We start from the raw sequence: 18,190 nt of genomic DNA, 5'->3' as shown, positions 1-18,190 counted from the left end.
GCTCATTCAGCGGTTCTTCTCCGTGGTCTTTCCCGATTGCAGCCAGTGGATAAGTGTGTGCCATACGCCCGAGTAATGGTCGGAAGCGACAATGTTCATGTGTCCGGCCCCGGGGTATATATGTTGATTCGCGTGTGGCATGAAACGCGAATGAAAAGTGGAAACCAGCGAGGGGGGCATCATTTTATCTCCATTTCCTGCCAGGGAAAGGCAGGGCACCGTGTGGGATGGGTTTTGCCTTTCCAGACGATTGAGTATGTTGTCCGGGTCCAGTGTCTTCCCCTTCCAGGGCAATTGCACGACTTGTCGAACCAGGCGCTTTGTCTCACTGAGTGCTTCGGAGGCATGTTGTCGGGAAGCGACTTTCCTTCCGGCTGCCTGAAGTACCCTCATTTGAATGTTGTAGCGCATCAGGTGGTGTCGCTCTTTGCGGCTGAGTGTTTTTACTGCCTCGCGGATCCACAGGCCGCATGCTATTGTCGCCACGCCTTTTACTGGCAGCTCTTCATATTCGCGGCACAGCCAAGTATACAGTACACCGGAAAAGCTGTGACCGATCAGATGCAGGTTGGAGAAGCCGTCGTTGTTCAACTCTCTGATAACAGCGAGCTGGGATTTGGCCAGTTTGTCGAAATCGCCACTATTTTCCCTGCAGGGAACAGGGATGGCCACCGACCAGCCCGCCCCGAGTAAAGCCGCTGTGAGACTGTGCCGTTCTACGGGGTGAAAGTAGTCTCCTTTTGTAAACATCGCTCTCCCCAGCAGACACAATCCATTTGTGGGAACTCTCGGTGTGTAGAGATGAACATACTGGTCGCCAATACGGCGCCTTTCATAATAATAGGCTTTATGCGCGCCCATCTCGTAGAGGGTTGGCAGTTTAAGCCTGGGGCTTCCAGGGGTGTGAGTGTCAACCAGGGATTCCACTTCCGGAATGTTGATGCCGAGTTTTTGTCTCGCTTCTGGCAGAGGCAAGTGCCACAGGGTATCCCAGTCAACGTTGAACAATGGCTGGCTGCGCAGCCCCAGTAAGTGCCCCACAGCACACCCTCTTATCAGAAACCGGGTTGAGGTGTTGCGGTTGAATGCTGCATACGCAAGAGAACCGGCGATATGAGTGGATGGGTGTAGATACAGTGGAATCTGTGCATTGGTGAAGGAGGCAACCACCATCTCGCCATATGAATCCGGTACGGTATCCAGCAAAACGTGATAGAGATCATGGGTGTTGAGAATGCGGTAGACGCAATAGTGAAAGTCATCGTCGGGCACCGGCTCTACCGGTACTGGCAGGGAGAGTTGGTGGTTTTTCATAAAAGCAGCGTATGTATGACCAAGGGACCCCGCCGGGGCCTTCTCCAGGGAGGGGAGGTCGCCCGGTGTGGCCGGTTTTTTTGCCAGGATGGTTGCATAAGCACGATTTTCTGACATTTCTGTCATGAAACGGCGGCGCCAGCGTCGGTTTTTATGAATAAGGAGATACATCGAAGAGACGGATGAAGGTGTGGGAGCGCGGAAGGAGAAGGACATGAATCCCCTCCGCCCAATCCAGGAGACAAACCCTTCGAAACGGCACAGGATTTTTAAAAGATATCTCATGATGTTGGACTGTATGACTTTTGGCGGCTTTGGGTTGATCTCTATGCCTGTCGGCGCGTTGACGACAATTCCCGGAGGTCGATCTCCCGGCTCTTGGAAGCGTCGGACAGGTTTGGCGAAGGCTGCGCGGGATGGTTGTCGGGGGACGTCTGTTGCCGCAGGAAAATGTGCCGAAGTTTGCGTTTTTCAAACGGTGGCATGGTATCCCTCCGGCCAATATCGTTCCGTCAGTACTTGTAGATTATTATTCTAGCCCAACTGGAAATTTATAAAGGTATTAGCTATGAATATAATTAAATTTAGAAAACTATTTTCAGTGGTGTTGCTGCTGGGGGCCGGCTTGTTGTACCAGCTTCCCGCCGGTGCCCAACAGGTGGATGCCACCTGTCTGGGGAATGCCAGCGTGCAGTTCAACCCTCCGCTCAAGTTGCTGCCGCAAGCGACCAGCTTTACCAGTACGGGCAATCTGAACTGCATGTTCAGCGAGGATTTTTCCACACACACGGCGACACTGAAAAATGTCACCGGCAACGGGAGTCTGTCCTGCCTGGTGAATACCGATGTCGTGGGGACTACGTTGGTGGACTGGGACAACCAACCCGACAGCCTAGTCCACTGGGAGTCGGTGCAAGTGGAGCTGTATGACACCGAGTTGAATCTGCCCAGTGTTCCCCGAGTGTTTGCCCTGCAGGGGGAGGTGGTGAGCGGCAAATTCCAGAACAGCAGTGTGCTGATCACCTATAACGATATCCCGACACTGGCGTATCTGGACTGCCTGCTGGATGGTTTGCAGAGTATCGGTGGCCCGGTGCATGTAACCTTCGTCGAGCCGGCCATGTAGCTGCCAGCGGCGCCCGCACCCGAGCGGGTGCTTAGAGTTCGCCCACGGCCCTCAGTTGCTTGTCGAGCCGCGACAGGGCGCTCTGCATTTCCGCCAGCTTGTCCTTTTCCTTCGCCACTACATGGGCCGGTGCCTTGTCGACGAATTTGGGGTTGTCGAGTTTGCCCCGCACGCGGGCCAATTCCTTTTCCAGCTTGTCGATTTCCTTTTGCAGGCGCGCGCTCTCCGCCGCCACATCGATCAGGCCGGCCATGGGAACCAGTAGTTCCAGGTCGCCGGCGAGTGCGGTGGCGGAGGCGGGGGCCGTTTCGCCGGAGTCCAGCCAGGTGATGGACTCCAGGCTGGCGAGTTTGGTCAGCAGGCTGCGGCAGGCCTCCAGTCGCTCCCGGTCTTCTTCCGAACCGCCGCGCAGCAACAGCGGGATTTTCTTTGCCGGCGAAATGTTCATTTCGCCGCGGATATTGCGCACCCCCTCGGTGACTACCTTGAGCCAGGCGATGGCCGCCTCGGCGCCGGTGTCGATCCGGCGCTCGTCCGCTTCCGGATAGGGCTGCAGCATGATGGTGTCGCCACTGGTGCCGGCCAGGGCTTTTACGCGCTGCCAGATTTCCTCGGTGATAAACGGCATCAGTGGGTGAGCCAGGCGCAGTATGGTTTCCAGCACGCGGATCAGGGTGCGGCGGGTGCCTGTCTTGACCGCCTGCGACACATTCTCATCCCAGAGTACCGGCTTGGACAGTTCCAGGTACCAGCTGCAGTACTCGGCCCAGACAAAGTCGTACAGCGCCTGGGAGGCCAGGTCGAAGCGATAGGTATCCATCGCTTCACGCACGGTTTTTTCCGTGCGCTGCAGCTGGGAGATAATCCAGCGGTCGGCCAGGCTCAGCTCGAAATCCTCACCGCCGTCCTGGCCGCAGTCGTATCCCTCGCAGTTCTGCAATACGTAGCGGGAGGCGTTCCAGATCTTGTTGCAGAAGTTGCGGAAGCCCTCGATGCGGCCCACATCGAAGCGGATATCGCGGCCGGTGGAGGCCAGCGAGTAGTAGGTGTAGCGCAGCGCGTCGGTGCCGTAGGCGGCGATGCCCTCGGGGAATTCCTTGCGAGTCTGCTTTTCGATCTTGTCGCGAAGGTGCGGTTGCATCATGCCGCTGGTGCGTTTTTGTACCAGGCTCTCCAGGTCGATGCCGTCGATCAGGTCGATCGGGTCCAGCACATTGCCCTTGGACTTGGACATCTTCTGCCCGTGGCTGTCGCGCACCAGGCCGTGTACATAAACCGTGTGGAAGGGGACTTCCTTCTTGAAATAGAGGGTCAGCATCATCATGCGCGCGACCCAGAAGAAGATGATATCGAAGCCGGTCACCAGCACGGAGGTGGGGTGGAAGGCTTTCAGTTCCGCGGTATCCTCGGGCCAGCCGAGGGTGCCGAAGGTCCAGAGGCCGGAGGAGAACCAGGTGTCGAGCACATCTTCGTCCTGAGTCAACTCGATACCGCCCAGATTGTGTTTCTCCCGCACTTCTTCTTCGGAACGGCCGACGTAGAGTTTGCCGTCGGTGTCGTACCAGGCCGGGATCCGGTGGCCCCACCAGAGCTGGCGGGAGATGCACCAGTCCTGGATATCGCGCATCCAGGAGAAGTACATGTTCTGGTAGTTGTCGGGCACGAAATTGACGCGGCCGTCTTCCACGGCTTTGATCGCGTCTTCCGCCAGCGGCCGGGTTTTTACGTACCACTGGTCGGTGAGCCAGGGTTCGATCACCACGCCGGAGCGGTCGCCGCGGGGTACCTTCAGGGTGTGGGGTTCGGTTTTTTCCAGTAGCCCCAGCGCGTCCAGGTCGTCGACGACCTGGGAGCGGGCGGCGAAGCGTTCCATGCCGCGGTATTTTTCCGGCACCTCGTCGTTCAGGTTGGCGTCGGCGTCGAGGATGTTGATCATCTCGAGGCTGTGGCGCTGGCCCATTTCGTAGTCGTTGAAGTCGTGGGCCGGGGTGATCTTGACGCAGCCGCTGCCGAACTCGCGGTCGACATAGTCGTCGCCGATAATCGGGATTTCGCGCTCCGCCAGCGGCAGTTTGATGGTCTTGCCGATCAGGTGTTTGTAGCGCTCGTCCTCCGGGTGCACCGCTACGGCGGTGTCGCCGAGCATGGTTTCCGGGCGGGTGGTGGCGACCACCAGGTGGCCGGAGCCGTCGGACAGCGGATAGCGGAAGTGCCACAGGTGGCCCTGTTCTTCCTCATTCAGCACTTCCAGGTCGGAAATCGCCGTGTGCAGTTTCGGGTCCCAGTTCACCAGGCGCTTGCCGCGGTAGATGAGGCCGTCCTCGTACAGGCGGATAAAGACTTCCTGCACCGCTTTGTAGAAGCCGTCGTCCATGGTGAAGCGCTCGCGGGACCAGTCGGGGCTGGCGCCCAGGCGCCTGAGCTGGCGGGTGATATTGCCGCCGGATTCTTCCTTCCACTGCCAGACTCTCTCGATAAACTTGTCGCGGCCCAACTCGTGACGGGACTTGCCTTCCGCCGCCAGCAACCGTTCCACCACCATCTGGGTGGCGATACCGGCGTGGTCGGTGCCCACCTGCCAGAGGGTGTTGTCGCCCTGCATACGGTGGTAGCGGATCAGGGCGTCCATGATGGATTCCTGGAAGCCGTGGCCCATGTGCAGGCTGCCGGTGACATTCGGCGGCGGAATCATGATGCAGTAGGGATCGGCGCTGGTGTCGCCGGACGGCTTGAAGTAGCCGCTCTCTTCCCAGGTCTGGTACCACTGTTGTTCGATGGCGTTGGGCTGGTATGTCTTGTCCATGCGGGAGGGGAAACCTTGTGTCAATTCGGGTCGGGTGCCTGCCGGGGGCGCCGAGCCGGGTGCGCCGAAAAAGGGCGGGAATTATACCGTCGGGTCCGCGGCGGGCAAAATGGCAGCGCCGATCGGCGATAACCGGTGAGCGGTAATGCCGGGTCGGTGGCATCGACAGCCGTTTATTGCCGTTTGCGTTCCAGTTCGTCCACCATCCGCTCGATGCGCGCGCGCAGTTGGCGCTCCAGTGCCGGCAGTTGCTGGGCGACCAGGCGGTCGATCAGTTGCTGGCGCTGTCGCTCGCGCTCGGTTGCCGCGGTATCGGCGGCCGCAGCTGTTTCCCCGGTATCGGCCGGGGGCGCCGCGGTGGGGGGCGCCGGCTCGGCGGGCCGGGGCTGCGATTCCCCTTCCTGTGGTGCGGGCCCGGACTCGTCTTCCTCGGCGGCAGCGGATTCCGCTTCGGGCTCCGGCATGCGGCCGCCGGTCAGGCGCGAGCGGATATGGGCCGGGAGGAAGGGGTTTTCCGACGTTGTGGGGGGCCGCTCCCCGGATTCGCTGAAAAGCTCGCCCTGCTGTTCCGGCTGGGAGCCGGCGCCGGTGGCATTGGCATTCGTCGGCAGTTCCTGCAAAGGGCGCAGCAGGGCGCGGTCGGCTTCGTCCAGTTCGGGCTTGCAGTCCTCCGGCAGCTCCTCGTCCACGGGAGAGAAGAGGATTGGCAGGTCGCTCTCGTCCAGTGGTTCCTGGGCGGGCGGCTGCGGCCCCCGTTCCGGGGGTTGCCCCGGCTGCCGGCGCGGCGGGGTGTCGTCCGGGGCCGGCTCGGCCACCCGGTCGAGCAGGGGGATATCGCCGAGTTCGTCGCTGCCCAGCAGGTCGCGCAGAGAGTTGAGTTCGTCCAGGAGCTCGGTGGGCTGCCCGCGATCCTGTCCGCGGGTGGCCGGCGCTGTTCTGCGGTGTCTGTTCTTGTTCTTGCGACCGGACATTGCTGCTGGGGGCTGTGCCTGGGGTTAATTGCCAATACGGTGGGATTGTAACGGATATCCGCGGTCGCGAAAGTGACTGAATCGGGATCGGGAGCGCTCCAGGGCCCGGGGCTGTTGCACGACGATTTCCGCCAGCCGCTCGAAGCGGCTGAACCAGCCGGGTACCTCGCTGCAGAGGTTGATCAGCAGGCCGTGGTGGGGCCCGGGTTCCTCGCCGCAGTTGATCTCCACGGCGGCCCGCTGCTCCGCGCCCTGGAGGGCGTGGGGCAGGAAGCTGTCCTCGCGGAAGGTCCACAGCAACCCGTCCAGCTGCTCGGCCCGCTGGCGATCGTCCACCGCCAGCAGTACGCGCATGCCGGCGCGGTAGGCTTTTTCGGCCAGGCGGCAGACGAAGATGTCGCCCTCGTAGGGCCGGTCGGATTGCAGGACGTAGAAATCGATGCGGGTCATGGGGTTCCTCGGGGCGGGACCCGGGACCATCGGGACCCGGGACCCGGAGAGTTAGCGTTCCGGGGTTTCGAATGGCATCTTCGCGCAACCGAGGCGCGGGCAGATTCCGTAAGCAGGCTCCGGGACGGCCCTGCTGCTGGTGGCTGTTTGCTCAACAGCCTCATCGGCACAAATCGGCAGGACTGCCGATTTGGACGCCGCAGGTGCCCGAAGGGCGAGGGACATGGATGTCCCGAGTCAATCGTTTCACAAACAGCCCCCGGCAGCAGGGCCTTCACATCCGGCCTCAGTATTCTTCTCCAACTGTAGGGTGCGCCGTGCGCACCGTTGAGCCTTTGCGAGATGCGCTGTGTACGCCGCTGATTGGATCGGTGCGCACGGCGCCCCCTACCAAGAGTCCCGGGTCCCGGCCTCCCGCCTCATTTCCCCAGCAGGTATTCCAGCAGCAGCGGCACCGGCCGCCCGGTGGCGCCCTTGGCGGCGCCGGAGTTCCAGGCGCTGCCGGCGATATCCAGGTGCGCCCACTCGTAGTCTTTGGTAAAGCGCGACAGGAAACAGGCGGCGGTTACCGAGCCGGCTTCGCGGCCGCCGATATTCTGCATATCGGCGAAGTTGGAATCCAGCATGGGCTGGTATTCATCCCACAGCGGCATATGCCAGGCGCGGTCGCCGGTGCGCTCGCCGGCGGCGATCAGGGATTTGGCCAGTTTGTCCTTATTGGCGTAGAGGCCGGTGGCGTGGCTGCCCAGGGCGATCACGCAGGCGCCGGTGAGGGTGGCGACGTCGATGACGGTGGCCGGCTTGAACTTGGCGGCGTAGGTCAGGGCGTCGCAGAGCACCAGACGGCCTTCGGCGTCGGTGTTGAGGATCTCGATGGTCTGGCCGGACATGGAGGTGACCACATCGCCAGGCTTGCTGGCGCGGGCGCTGGGCATGTTCTCGGCGGCGGCCACCAGGCCCACCACATTGACCGGCGCATCGATTTCCGCCAGCGCCTCGATGACGCCGAAGACGCTGGCGGCGCCGCACATGTCGAACTTCATCTCGTCCATGGCCGCACCGGGCTTGAGGCTGATGCCGCCGGTATCAAAGGTGATGCCCTTGCCCACCAGTACCACCGGCTTGTCCTTGGCCTTGCCACCTTTGTACTGCATGGCAATCATCGCCGGCGGCTCGTCGCTGCCCTTGGACACGCTGAGGAAGGCGCCCATGCCGAGGGATTTCATTTTCTTCTCGTCGAGCACCGAGGTGGTCAGGTTTGTATGCTTTTTGGCCAGCTCCCGCGCCTCGCTGGCGAGGTAGTTGGGTGTGCAGATATTGCCGGGCAGGTTGCCCAGTTCGCGCGCGACATTGCTGCCCAGGGCCTGGGCGCCGCCGAACTCGACGCCGCGTTTGGCGGCTGTGAGCTGTTTGCGATCCGTCGCGTGCACGGTGAATTTCTTCAGCGGGTTCGCCTTGGCCTCGCTGAGGCAGCGGGTGAACTTGTAGGCGGCGAGGCCGGCGGCCAGGGCCAGTTGCTGCGCCTGCCAGCGGGTGTCGGCATCGGTCACTTCCACTTCGGTGAGGTAGCTGGTGGCGTCCTTGAAGCCTTTTACCGCTTCGGCGCCGGCCTTGGCCATCTTGCGGAAATTGGCCTGGCTCAGCACGCCATCGCCGGCGCGCACCAGCAGTACGCGCTCCGCCGCGCCTTCGATCTGGTTGAGCAGCAGGGTACTGCCGACTTTGCCGCCCAGGTCGCCGCGCTTGAGAATCTTGCCGATGGCGCCGTTGCAGGTTTTGTCCAGCGCGTCGCCGCTGGCGCTGAGGCGATTTTTGGCATCCGCGGCAATCACGGCGCAGGAGCTGCGCTGTTTGCTGATATCGGTGACCTTGGCAGTAAACTGCATATTTCCTTTCCTTTTTCTGGAACTGAGTCGATGTCCCGCGGCCCGAGACATCGAAGACAATTTTGGCGATAATGCGTCGCACAAGTTTAACCCGCCAGCCGCCGGATTGCTGTACCAGCCGGGAAACTTGCTCACTTTTGATCCAGAATTCATCGCACCGCTGTCACCAAGGAATTCATTCGTCTGTGATTATTTTTCGCTATCTCTGCCGCGAGCTGCTCTACGCCACGCTGGCAGTCAGCGCCGTTCTGTTGTTGATGGTGATGAGTGGTCGCTTTGTGAAATACCTGGCGTCGGCCGCCACCGGTGATCTGTCCGCCGGCATCCTCTTCCCGGTGATGGGCTATCGCCTGCCCGGCTTCCTGGAAGTATTGCTGCCGATGGGCTTTTTCCTCGGCATCCTGCTCGCCTACGGCCGCTTCTACATCGAGAGTGAGATGACGGTGCTGCACGCCTGCGGCTTCAGCGAGCGCCGGCTGCTGGGCTATACCCTGTTGCCGGGGCTGGTGGTGGCGCTGGTGGTGGCGGCCATGAGTCTCTATTTTGCCCCCACGGGCATCGAGCGCGCGTCCGGGCTGCTGACGGCGGACAAGTCGCGCAACGAGTTCGATCACCTGGTGCCGCGCAAGTTTGTCACCACCGAGGGCGGGCGCGCCGTTTACTACGCGGACTCCCTCAGCGATGACAAATCCACCATGCACGATGTGTTTCTGGCCGAGCTGGGGTCGCCCGGTGTCGAAACCGAGAGCGACCGCCAGACGGTGATTGTCGCCAGCGAGGGCGTGCAGCAGATAGACCCGGAGACGGGGCTGCGCTACCTGGTGCTGCGGGATGGCTACCGCTACGAGGGGGTGCCCGGGCAGCGCGATTACCGCGTGATGGAATTTTCCAGCTATGAGCAGTTGCTGGACGTGCCCTCGCTGCGGCGGAAAAAGAGCGACCGGATCGAATCCACCGCCACCCTGGAACTGATGCGCAGCGATGTGCGCGAGGAGCGCGCCAATCTCCACTGGCGTTTCAGCCTGCCGGTGCTGGTACTGGTGGTGACAGTGCTGGCGGTGCCGCTTAGCCGTACCAATCCGCGCCGGGGCCGCTACCTGAAGATGATTCCGGCGGTGCTGTTGTACATCATCTACCTCTACAGCCTGATGTGGGTACGCGGCGCCGTGGAGGATGGCGAGCTGGAGAATCCGGCCGCCATCTGGCTGGTGCATCCGCCGTTTCTGATCCTGGGGCTGATTCTGCTCGGTGGGCGCGGTTTCCGGCGCCGCCCGAAGCGCCCCCGTGTGGAGGGCGACCGATGAGCAAACTCGATCGCTATATCGGTCGCGCGGTAGCCTCGGCCATTGTGGCCGTATTGCTGGTGATCATGGGCCTGGACCTGATCTTCGCCTATATCGACGAGATGGGGGATCTCAGTGAGACCTACCGGGCGACGGATATCCTGCGCTACCTGCTCTGGACACTGCCGGCGCAGGTGTACGAATACCTGGGCTTCGCCGCCCTGGTGGGCTGCCTGATCGGCCTCGGCACCCTGGCCAGCACCAGCGAGCTGACAGTGATGCGCGCCGCGGGGATGTCGGTGGCGCGCATTACCTGGTCGGTGATGAAACCGGTACTGCTGATCATCTTCCTGGGCCTGGCGCTGGCGGAGTTTGTCATTCCCCACACCAGCCAGTCGGCGGAGAAGTTCAAGTCGATGGCGACCGGCCAGCTGGAGGACGCCGGGCTCGACCAGGGCCTGTGGATGACCGACGACGGCGAGTTCGTGCACTTCAACGCGGCCCTGCCGGGCGGGGAACTGTTCGGTGTCACCCGCTACCGCTTCGACGACGAACGCCACCTGGAGCGGGTGGTCTTCTCCGAGGGTGGTGTCTTCGACGACGATCAGTGGCTGTTACAGAACAACCGCGCCACCACCTTTACCGAGGAAAGCGTCGGCAGCGAGGTGGAATCCGACAGCGTCTGGGAGACGGATATCTCCCCGAACCTGTTTGCGCTGGTGGTGCCGCTGCCGTCCGACCTGTCGCCGCGCAATCTCTGGGCCTACGGCACATTCCTGGACGGCAAGGGGCAGGACTCCAGCCGCTACTGGCTGCAGTTCTGGAAGAAGGTCCTGCAGCCGCTGACCATTGCCAGCCTGGTGATGGTCGCCATTTCCTTCATCTTCGGTCCGCTGCGGACAGTGACCACCGGCCTGCGGGTATTTACCGGTGTCATCGTTGGCATCGTCTTCCAGACGGTACAGGACATGCTCGGCCCCAGCTCGGTGGTATTCGGCTTCCCGCCGTTGATCGCCGTGCTGCTGCCGGTGTTGCTGTGTTTCGGGTTGGGCTGGATGCTGCTGAAGCGGGCGCGATAGGGCGTAATACCAATCAGTTAAGCCGCCCTGTCGCGGCAAAGGTCCTGCTACCGGGTGCAGCCTTGCGAGACTGTCTGCGAGAGGGACCTCGCAGACAAGCCTACAGGGATGTATTTACGGCGTGTCTCGCAAGGCTGCACCCGGTAGCAGGACCGCCCCAATGCCCAGCTAAAGCCCTGTGCAACCCCACCTTCCAAGCCTCAACCCGCTTAACTGACTGGCATTACGCGGTAGGGCGCTACTTTTTCTTCTTGGGTAACAACCGCACTCCGGCGCCCGACGCCAGATCGTGCCAGCTGGCGCGGTCCGCCCGCGTCCAGGCCCAGAAATAGCCGGCGCCCAGGCAGGCGAGGGAAATCGGTGCAGCCAGCGCGCGCAGGGCGCACTGGCGCCAGCTCAGTTGCACCCCGCCCGGGGAGGCCAGTAACAGCCGCCAAGCGCGCATGCCGATGGTCTGGCCGGCGGCGCGCCAGGACCAGATAAAGTAGCCGGCGATCACCGCCACTGCCCCGAGCTGGAAAAGCGGCCCGCTGACGCAGGGGTTGTAGTCCAGTTCCTCCGGCTGGCAGTTCAGGCCCACCACCGCCGAAGCCAACAGCATGGCGACAAAGCCGTAGACCATCAGCAGGCCCACAAGGATCAGGCTGTCGTAGACCAGGGCCGCCAGGCGGCGGCCGACACCCGCGGGAGGCAGTTCGTCAAAGGTGGGGGCAGTTGAAGGGGGTCTGGATTGGCTCACGGCAATCTCCGCCAGGGGAAATGGCGGAGATTTTAACAGAGGTTGGAGTGGGCTGCGGTTGTGCGTTGTGGCCGCTCAGAATTCGTATTCAAACGAAAACCGGAACTTCTCGTCCGACAGGCGCATATCGTAGTCGAACGACTTGCCGATCTTGCCCTTGCCGGTAGTGTAGCGCAGCAGGGAGTTGCTCTTGGCACGCTTGTGTTGTTCGCGGTAGGTCTTCCAGCCCATCTTCAGGATTTCGTTCAGGGCCTTGCCGCCGGTGATGGGCTCGTGTTCGTTGGGGCGCGTGTGCATCTGCAGCCACTGGTAGTTCAGGCGGCGCTGCACCGAGCCCATTGAGTTGTTGCGCAGGTTGTCCGCTGCCTCGTAGAGGGCGGCGTTGTCCATGCCGAAGGCACTGTCGACGAAGAAAGCATTGTCCGCCTGCAGGTTCAGGGCGCTGCTCGAGTCGGGGATAAACAGCTCGTCGGCGAGGCAGCTGCCGGATGCGGGAAGCACGAGAAGGGTAAACACAACAGGCAGGTGCTTGCTGGGAAGGAAACGAAAACGACAAAGTTCCATTGGATCTACCCCGGGGTGTCTACTTCTTTCACCAGGCGATTGCTTTGCAACCGCTGAATTTATTATGGTTCACCCTTCAGTGACTTGTTGTATCTCACAGTTGAGTCGCTTGTGGCAACATGAATTTGTGGACAATTGATGAATGCCGGTCAATTGGCTGCAGCCCGCATCATCACTGGGCTTCTTTATTGTTGTCCATCTCCTGCGGCGGGTGTGCCGGCGAACGCCAAAGTTTTTTATAGCTGCGGGCAGGCGCAGATTCCCCTTTACATGACAACTCGATCTAGTCCGTTTGGCAGTTCGACACTAAACGGAATCGGCACCGGTCGGTCATTATTCCCTGTCTATCTGTGCGCCGGCCTTCTTATACACGGAAGTTTTGGATGCCAGCTATCGCGGGCGTCTCTTTTTGCATTCTCAATCGTTTCCTCTTCGTGTTGACAGCGCTGTCTTTTTCGCTAAGGTGGCGTTTACCGACCAATAATAAGAGCCTGCCCATGATCCGTATTGCCTTCCTGGCTCTGGCCGCCATTGCCGCCAGCGCCCTGCTGAGTGCCTGCAGCGACCCGAACACCGATCCCGAAACGCCGGCCACTGCGACGGAGCGCATCGCCCGGTATTTCGCTGTTTCCCAGGAAGTACTGACCAATTTCCAGGGTGTCGACGAGGTGCTGCGCGCCGACTGCAAGCGCGCCGGTGGCGGTGGGGCCGCCTGCTCCAGCTACCGCATCTCGCTGACCAACGAAGGGCCGGCAATCGCTGCCGGCGAGCGGGACTGGACCCTGTATTTCCACAGTGTGCGCCGCAGCTTCCGCCTGCTGAACCGCGACGACTTCGAGCTGGAACGGGTGCAGGGCGACCTGCACCGGCTGACGCCGAACGCGCAGTTTGCCGGTATCGAGGCCGGCGAGACGCTGGAACTGGATTTCCTCGCCGAGAACTGGTTCCAGTTCGAATCCGACTTTATGCCGCGCCTGTTTGTGGTGGATGTCGCCGGCCAGGCGAGGGTGATCGAGTCCACCGATACCGACCGTATCGACGGGTTGGTGAAGCCCATCGGCACCAACGACCCCGACAACTGGAAGCGCACCGCCGCCGATGCCAATGTGCTGGCCACCGCCGCCACCCGCTATGCCGATTTCAGCGCCGACGGGCCCTTTGACGGCGACGACTGGCGCGCGCGCATCATCCCGCAGCCGCTGGAGACCCGGGTCACCGGAGAGCCGGCGACTCTGAAGACCGGTATCGCCGTGAATGCCGGCCCGCTGGACAGCCGCAGCCTGCACGCCTTCCGCCAGCGCCTGGAGCAACTGCAGTTGGCACCGGTGGGCCCCGGCGCCTACGCGGTGACGGTCGAAATCGACGCAGATGCCTTCGGGGATGAAAGTGCGGCGGCCTACCGGCTGGAAACCGGCGAGCGTAGCGCCACCGTCGTCGGCGCCGACCAGGCCGGCGCCTTTTACGGTCTGCAATCGCTGTTGGCGCTGGTGGATCTCGACAGCCGCACCCTGGCGCGCGTGACCGTGGAAGACGCGCCGCGCTTCGATCACCGCGGCCTCTTCCTGGACGTGGGCCGCAATTTCCACAGCAAGGACCTGGTGCTGAAACTGCTGGACCAGATGGCCGCCTACAAGCTCAACCGCTTCCACTTCCACCTGTCCGACGACGAGGGCTGGCGCCTGGAGATACCGGGTCTGCCGGAACTGACCGGGGTGGGCAGCAAACGCTGTTTCGATCTGGACGAAGACCAGTGCCTGTTGCCGCAGTTGGGCTCCGGCCCCGAGGCCGACAACAACGGCAGCGGCCACTTCAGTGTCGACGACTATATCGAAATCATCCGCTACGCCGACGCGCGCCATATCCGGGTGGTGCCGGAATTCGATATGCCGGCCCACGCCCGCGCCGCGGTGGTCTCCATGGAGGCTCGCTACCGCAGGCTGAAGGATGAGGCGCCGCAGCGGGCGGAAGAATTCCGCCTGATCGATCCACAGGACGACACGCAATACCTGTCGGTGCAGTACTACGACGACAGCTATATCAATCCCTGTATCGACTCCACCTATCGTTTCGTCGGCAAGGTGGTCGACGAGGTGAAGGCGATGCACCGGGCCGCAGGCCAGCCGCTGGCCAGTTGGCATTTCGGCGGCGACGAGGCGGTCAATATCCTCGCCGGCGGCGCCTTTGAGGATGCGCCCGGCGACAACCCCGACAAGGGCGATGCGCCGGCCGAGGCTCGCCGACAGCCCTGGAGCAACTCGCCCCGCTGCGAAAAACTGATCGCCAGCGGCGAGGTGGAATCCATCGACCAGTTGGGTGAGTACTACGCCAGGCGCGTCAGCCAACTGGTGGCCGATGCCGGTGTGTCCACCATGGCCGCCTGGAACGACGGTGTGAAAGCGATCGAAAACGCAGGCAGGGAGCTGGCGACCGAACACAACTACGTGAACTCTTGGGCGCCGCTCTTCTGGGGCGGCGGCGACGAGAGCCTGCACTTCGCCGAGAGCGGTTTTGATGTGGTGCAGTCCCACTCGGATTTCCTCTACTTCGACATGCCCCACGAGGTGGATCCGGAGGAGAGTGGTTACTACTGGGCCTCGCGCTATATCGATACCGAAAAGGCCTTCAGCTACGCACCGCTGAATACCGCACAACTGGCGGAAGTCTCCACCGATCGCGACGGTAACCCCTGGTCCGCCACATCCGCCGGGCCGGAACTGGCCGAGCGGGTCGTTGGTGTCCAGGGGCAGCTCTGGAGCGAGGTTGTACGCACCGATGCCCGGGTGGAGTACCAGATGTTCCCGCGGGTACTGGCCCTGGCCGAGCGCGCCTGGCACAAAGCCGGGTGGGAATTGCCACCGGTAAAGGGGCAGAAATTCTCCGCCGAGACGGACGCCGTGGACAAGGAGGCGCTGGCCGCCGACTGGCGGGGCTTCGCTGCCGCGCTGGGCCACAAGGAGCTGCGCAAGCTGGATCTCGGCGGTATTCGCTACCGCATTCCGGTACCGGGCGCGGTGGTCGCCGACGGCGGGCTGCTGACCGCCACGCCCTTCCCGGGACTGGCGCTGGAATATTTCGACGGCGAGCGCTGGCAGCCGCTGGCCGAAGATACGCCGGCCGCACGGGTGCAGTCCCTGCGCGCCCGCAGCGCTGACGGCGAGCGCGCCGGCCGCGCGGTGCCGCTGGCGGCGCAGCGCTGACTGCCGGCAAAAACCGGGGGCAGGTTGGACCGAGCTCTGCGAAGTCCAACACGGCGCCCCGCACTCCCGTGGTAAACCGCTGCTACTCCCGCGGCGCCGGGCCGCTGCATCCTTCCCTGTCCCCGGCCGCCAGCCATTCCGGCGGCCACCCCCCCCCCGCCACCGTGAATATCCAGTACCATGGCGAGAGTCCGCGTGCCCGCGGCGGCTACAATTGCTGCGTCGGCGAAAGGTCTCCGGCCGCCCGCGCCGGTTCCCGAAAGCCGGGCAGCATCAAAAAGCGCAGGGAGAGAAAGACATCATGCCCCGACAAATGGTATTCGACTATGTGATCGTCGGCGGCGGCTCCGCCGGCTGTGTGCTGGCCAATCGCCTCAGCGCGGAGGAGCAGCATCGCGTCTGTGTACTGGAGGCGGGCCCGGCGGATCGCAGCCTGTTGATCCGGATGCCGGCGGGAATCGCCTACCTGCTGCCGGGTACCGGTTACAACCGGCATTTCTACACAGAGTCCCAGGCACAGTTGAGGGGCCGCAAACTCTTCTGGCCCCGCGGGCGCACCCTCGGCGGCAGCAGTTCGATCAACGCGATGATCTATACCCGGGGTAACAGCGCCGACTACGATGCCTGGGAGGCCGCCGGCAACTCCGGCTGGGGCTGGCGCGACCTGCTGCCGTATTTCCTGCTGGCCGAGGGCAACGAGCGCGGCAGCGATGCCTACCACTGCGGCTTCGGGCCGCTGTCGGTTTCCGACCTGAAATGGAAGTCTGAGGCGGGGCGCGCCTTCGTGGGCGCCGCCAGGGCGGCGGGCCACCGCCTCAACAGCGACTTCAACGGCAGCCAGCAGAACGGGGTCGGTTTCTACCAGGTCACGCAAAAGCACGGCCGCCGCTGTTCCGCCGCCAGCGCCTACCTGCACCCGGTCAAAAATCGCCCCAACCTGAGTGTTCTTACCGGCAGCCAGGCGGCGCGCCTGTTGTTCCGGGGCGATCGGGTGACCGGTGTGGAGCTGGTGAACGGCAAGCGCATACTGGCCAACAGGGAAGTGCTGCTGTGTGGCGGCGCGGTGCAGTCCCCGCAGTTGCTGATGCTGTCCGGTATCGGTCCGGAATCATCGCTGAAAAAGCTGGGTATCCTGCCCCAGTCGCACCTGCCCGGCGTCGGCCGGAACCTGCAGGATCACCTGGATATCGTGCAGGTGGCGGAGGCCTCGAAACCCATCACCTTCTCCGATTCCCTGTTGCCCAAGCTCGGAACGGCGCTGCGGCTGCCGGAGTTCCTGTTTGCCAACCGCGGCCCGCTGACCAGCAATGTGGCCGAGGCGGGCGGCTTTGCCAGCTCCAGTCTCGCCGGCGCCCACCCGGATATCCAGTTTCACTTCTGTGCGGCGCCGCTGTTCAACCACGGGCTGGAAAAATCGGAGGGGTACGGCTACTCGCTGCACGCCTGCGCCCTGCGGCCGCGCAGCCGCGGCGAGATTGCGCTGGCCAGCGCCGACCCGCGAGAGTCGCCGTTGATCCAGCCGAACTATCTCGCCGAGCGCGAGGATATGGAGGTGATGATCGAGGGTTTCCAGATGTCGCGGGATATCCTCGAACAGGAAGCGCTGGCGCGTTATCGCAAACGGCGTTGGAGCCCGACGAAAAGACTGAAAAATCGCCGCCTGATCGAGAGTTTTATCCGCAAACATGCGGAAACCATCTATCACCCGGTGGGCAGTTGTAAAATGGGCGACGACGAAATGGCGGTGGTAGACAGCCACCTGAAAGTGCGCGGTGTCGATGGACTGCGCGTGGTGGACGCCTCCATAATGCCCACCCTGATCAGCGGCAACACCAATGCACCGGTGATCGCGATTGCGGAAAAGGCCGCGGACATGATCCTGAACCGGGCACCCGCCCCCGCTGAAACGACGGAGATCCTGGAAAACGAATGATCTGGCAATGCCCCATCTGCCGGCAGCCGCTGCAGTTGGATCAATACAGTTGGCACTGTGCCAACCGCCACAGCTTCGACTGCGCCCGCGAGGGCTATGTCAATCTGTTGCCGGTGAACCGCAAGCGCAGCCGCGAACCGGGGGATTCCGCGGAAATGCTGCGGGCACGGCGGCGCTTTCTGGAGGCGGGCCACTACCGCCCGCTGGTGGAGGCGATTGCCGGGCTGCTGCCCCATGCGCCCGGCTGCCAGCTGCTGGATATCGGCTGCGGCGAGGGTTACTACGCACGTCAACTGCAGGCGGCCGGCTGGCCGGCGGAGGCGCTGGCCGGAGTGGATATTTCCAAGGCCGGTGTGCGCATGGCGGCAAAGGGCCAGCCCGGTGCCCGGTTTGTGGTCGCCGGCAGTTACGATTTGCCACTGGCGGCGGACAGTGCCGACCTTTTGCTGCGGATCTTCGCGCCGGCCGGCGACGCGGAGATGCAGCGTGTGGTGAATGCCGGCGGATTGCTGCTGGATGTGGCGCCGGGGCCCGGCCATCTATGGTCGCTGAAAAAGGCGCTCTACGGTGAGCCGCGAGAGCACGCGCCGCCGAGGGCCGTCGAGGGCTTTGCGCCGGAGGTGGAGATGCGCTGCTGTTTTCCGCTGCGCCTGGAAGGGCGCGAGGCGATCGCGGATTTTCTCGCCATGACACCTTTCGCCTGGAAGGGCCACAGCGAGGTGAGGCGGGAACTGGAGCAGCGGGACATCCTGAAACTGGAGGCGGATTTCGTCGTGCGCCGCCTCGTCTGTAAAAAATAATGGCTCTTTGCCCGTAGGGTGCGCCGTGCGCACCATTAATCATCG

13 protein-coding genes are annotated in these 18,190 nt (G+C 62.8%); 6 read left to right on the top strand and 7 right to left on the bottom strand.

What is annotated here, in order from left to right; translation table 11 throughout:
* Window positions 1–6 precede the first annotated feature (6 nt).
* Window positions 7–1,530 carry a Coq4 family protein gene (locus OQE62_RS01840; RefSeq protein ID WP_265720276.1) on the bottom strand — a complete coding sequence of 508 codons (1,524 nt, stop codon included), beginning with the start codon at window positions 1,528–1,530 and terminating at the stop codon, window positions 7–9.
* A 352-nt stretch (window positions 1,531–1,882) separates the two neighbouring features.
* Between OQE62_RS01840 and OQE62_RS01835 the strand changes: the two genes are divergently transcribed.
* Window positions 1,883–2,440, top strand: a complete 558-nt coding sequence (locus tag OQE62_RS01835) for a hypothetical protein (protein ID WP_265720275.1) — start codon at window positions 1,883–1,885, stop codon at window positions 2,438–2,440.
* A 31-nt stretch (window positions 2,441–2,471) separates the two neighbouring features.
* On the opposite strand, the gene OQE62_RS01830 is transcribed toward OQE62_RS01835, so the two are convergent.
* The 4 genes from OQE62_RS01830 to OQE62_RS01815 form a co-directional block, all read right to left on the bottom strand.
* Window positions 2,472–5,243: a valine--tRNA ligase gene (locus OQE62_RS01830; RefSeq protein WP_265720274.1), complete on the bottom strand. Its 2,772-nt coding sequence runs from the start codon at window positions 5,241–5,243 to the stop codon at window positions 2,472–2,474.
* A gap of 173 nt (window positions 5,244–5,416) precedes the next feature.
* Window positions 5,417–6,214 (bottom strand): hypothetical protein, encoded by a 798-nt coding sequence (locus OQE62_RS01825; protein ID WP_265720273.1) that lies wholly within the window; start codon window positions 6,212–6,214, stop codon window positions 5,417–5,419.
* 24 nt (window positions 6,215–6,238) lie between these two features.
* On the bottom strand, window positions 6,239–6,664 hold the full coding sequence (locus tag OQE62_RS01820; protein ID WP_265720272.1) for a DNA polymerase III subunit chi: 426 nt from the start codon (window positions 6,662–6,664) through the stop codon (window positions 6,239–6,241).
* 419 nt (window positions 6,665–7,083) lie between these two features.
* Window positions 7,084–8,550, bottom strand: coding sequence for a leucyl aminopeptidase (locus OQE62_RS01815; RefSeq protein ID WP_265720271.1), 1,467 nt, complete (start codon window positions 8,548–8,550; stop codon window positions 7,084–7,086).
* 185 nt (window positions 8,551–8,735) lie between these two features.
* Between OQE62_RS01815 and lptF the strand changes: the two genes are divergently transcribed.
* The gene (gene lptF / locus OQE62_RS01810; RefSeq protein ID WP_265720270.1) at window positions 8,736–9,854 is read left to right on the top strand and encodes an LPS export ABC transporter permease LptF; all 1,119 of its coding nucleotides are present in this window, start codon (window positions 8,736–8,738) and stop codon (window positions 9,852–9,854) included.
* Window positions 9,851–10,912, top strand: coding sequence for an LPS export ABC transporter permease LptG (gene lptG / locus OQE62_RS01805; RefSeq protein WP_265720269.1), 1,062 nt, complete (start codon window positions 9,851–9,853; stop codon window positions 10,910–10,912). The genes lptF and lptG overlap by 4 nt, the downstream gene beginning before the upstream one ends.
* A 238-nt stretch (window positions 10,913–11,150) precedes the next feature.
* On the opposite strand, the gene OQE62_RS01800 is transcribed toward lptG, so the two are convergent.
* Together OQE62_RS01800 and OQE62_RS01795 are read right to left on the bottom strand one after the other, a co-directional pair.
* Window positions 11,151–11,651 carry an RDD family protein gene (locus OQE62_RS01800; protein ID WP_265720268.1) on the bottom strand — a complete coding sequence of 167 codons (501 nt, stop codon included), beginning with the start codon at window positions 11,649–11,651 and terminating at the stop codon, window positions 11,151–11,153.
* Window positions 11,652–11,726: 75 nt separating this feature from the next.
* Window positions 11,727–12,167 carry a hypothetical protein gene (locus tag OQE62_RS01795; RefSeq protein WP_265720267.1) on the bottom strand — a complete coding sequence of 147 codons (441 nt, stop codon included), beginning with the start codon at window positions 12,165–12,167 and terminating at the stop codon, window positions 11,727–11,729.
* Window positions 12,168–12,712: 545 nt separating this feature from the next.
* On the opposite strand from OQE62_RS01795, the gene OQE62_RS01790 reads away from it, so the two are divergent.
* From OQE62_RS01790 to OQE62_RS01780, 3 genes are all read left to right on the top strand, one after another.
* Window positions 12,713–15,412, top strand: coding sequence for a family 20 glycosylhydrolase (locus OQE62_RS01790; protein ID WP_265720266.1), 2,700 nt, complete (start codon window positions 12,713–12,715; stop codon window positions 15,410–15,412).
* A gap of 301 nt (window positions 15,413–15,713) precedes the next feature.
* Entirely contained in the window at window positions 15,714–17,345 is a 1,632-nt protein-coding gene (locus OQE62_RS01785) for a GMC family oxidoreductase (protein ID WP_265720265.1), read from the top strand.
* Entirely contained in the window at window positions 17,342–18,145 is an 804-nt protein-coding gene (locus OQE62_RS01780; protein WP_265720264.1) for a putative RNA methyltransferase, read from the top strand. The genes OQE62_RS01785 and OQE62_RS01780 overlap by 4 nt, the downstream gene beginning before the upstream one ends.
* The last annotated feature ends 45 nt before the right edge of the window (window positions 18,146–18,190 follow it).

This window comes from Microbulbifer halophilus, from assembly GCF_026183675.1.
GTDB classification, from domain to species: domain Bacteria; phylum Pseudomonadota; class Gammaproteobacteria; order Pseudomonadales; family Cellvibrionaceae; genus Microbulbifer; species Microbulbifer halophilus.
The sequence above is the reverse complement of the archived record's forward strand: the minus strand, read 5'-3'. Positions and strand labels throughout refer to the sequence as shown.

Bases quoted from the DNA above. Each gene is read 5' to 3' on its own strand.
- OQE62_RS01830 (WP_265720274.1), bottom strand. From the start codon at position 5,243: ATGGACAAGACATACCAGCCCAACGCCATCGAACAACAGTGGTACCAG.
- lptG (WP_265720269.1), top strand. From the start codon at position 9,851: ATGAGCAAACTCGATCGCTATATCGGTCGCGCGGTAGCCTCGGCCATT.
- OQE62_RS01840 (WP_265720276.1), bottom strand. From the start codon at position 1,530: ATGTCCTTCTCCTTCCGCGCTCCCACACCTTCATCCGTCTCTTCGATG.
- OQE62_RS01835 (WP_265720275.1), top strand. From the start codon at position 1,883: ATGAATATAATTAAATTTAGAAAACTATTTTCAGTGGTGTTGCTGCTG.
- OQE62_RS01820 (WP_265720272.1), bottom strand. From the start codon at position 6,664: ATGACCCGCATCGATTTCTACGTCCTGCAATCCGACCGGCCCTACGAG.
- OQE62_RS01815 (WP_265720271.1), bottom strand. From the start codon at position 8,550: ATGCAGTTTACTGCCAAGGTCACCGATATCAGCAAACAGCGCAGCTCC.
- OQE62_RS01790 (WP_265720266.1), top strand. From the start codon at position 12,713: ATGATCCGTATTGCCTTCCTGGCTCTGGCCGCCATTGCCGCCAGCGCC.
- OQE62_RS01785 (WP_265720265.1), top strand. From the start codon at position 15,714: ATGCCCCGACAAATGGTATTCGACTATGTGATCGTCGGCGGCGGCTCC.
- OQE62_RS01780 (WP_265720264.1), top strand. From the start codon at position 17,342: ATGATCTGGCAATGCCCCATCTGCCGGCAGCCGCTGCAGTTGGATCAA.
- OQE62_RS01825 (WP_265720273.1), bottom strand. From the start codon at position 6,214: ATGTCCGGTCGCAAGAACAAGAACAGACACCGCAGAACAGCGCCGGCC.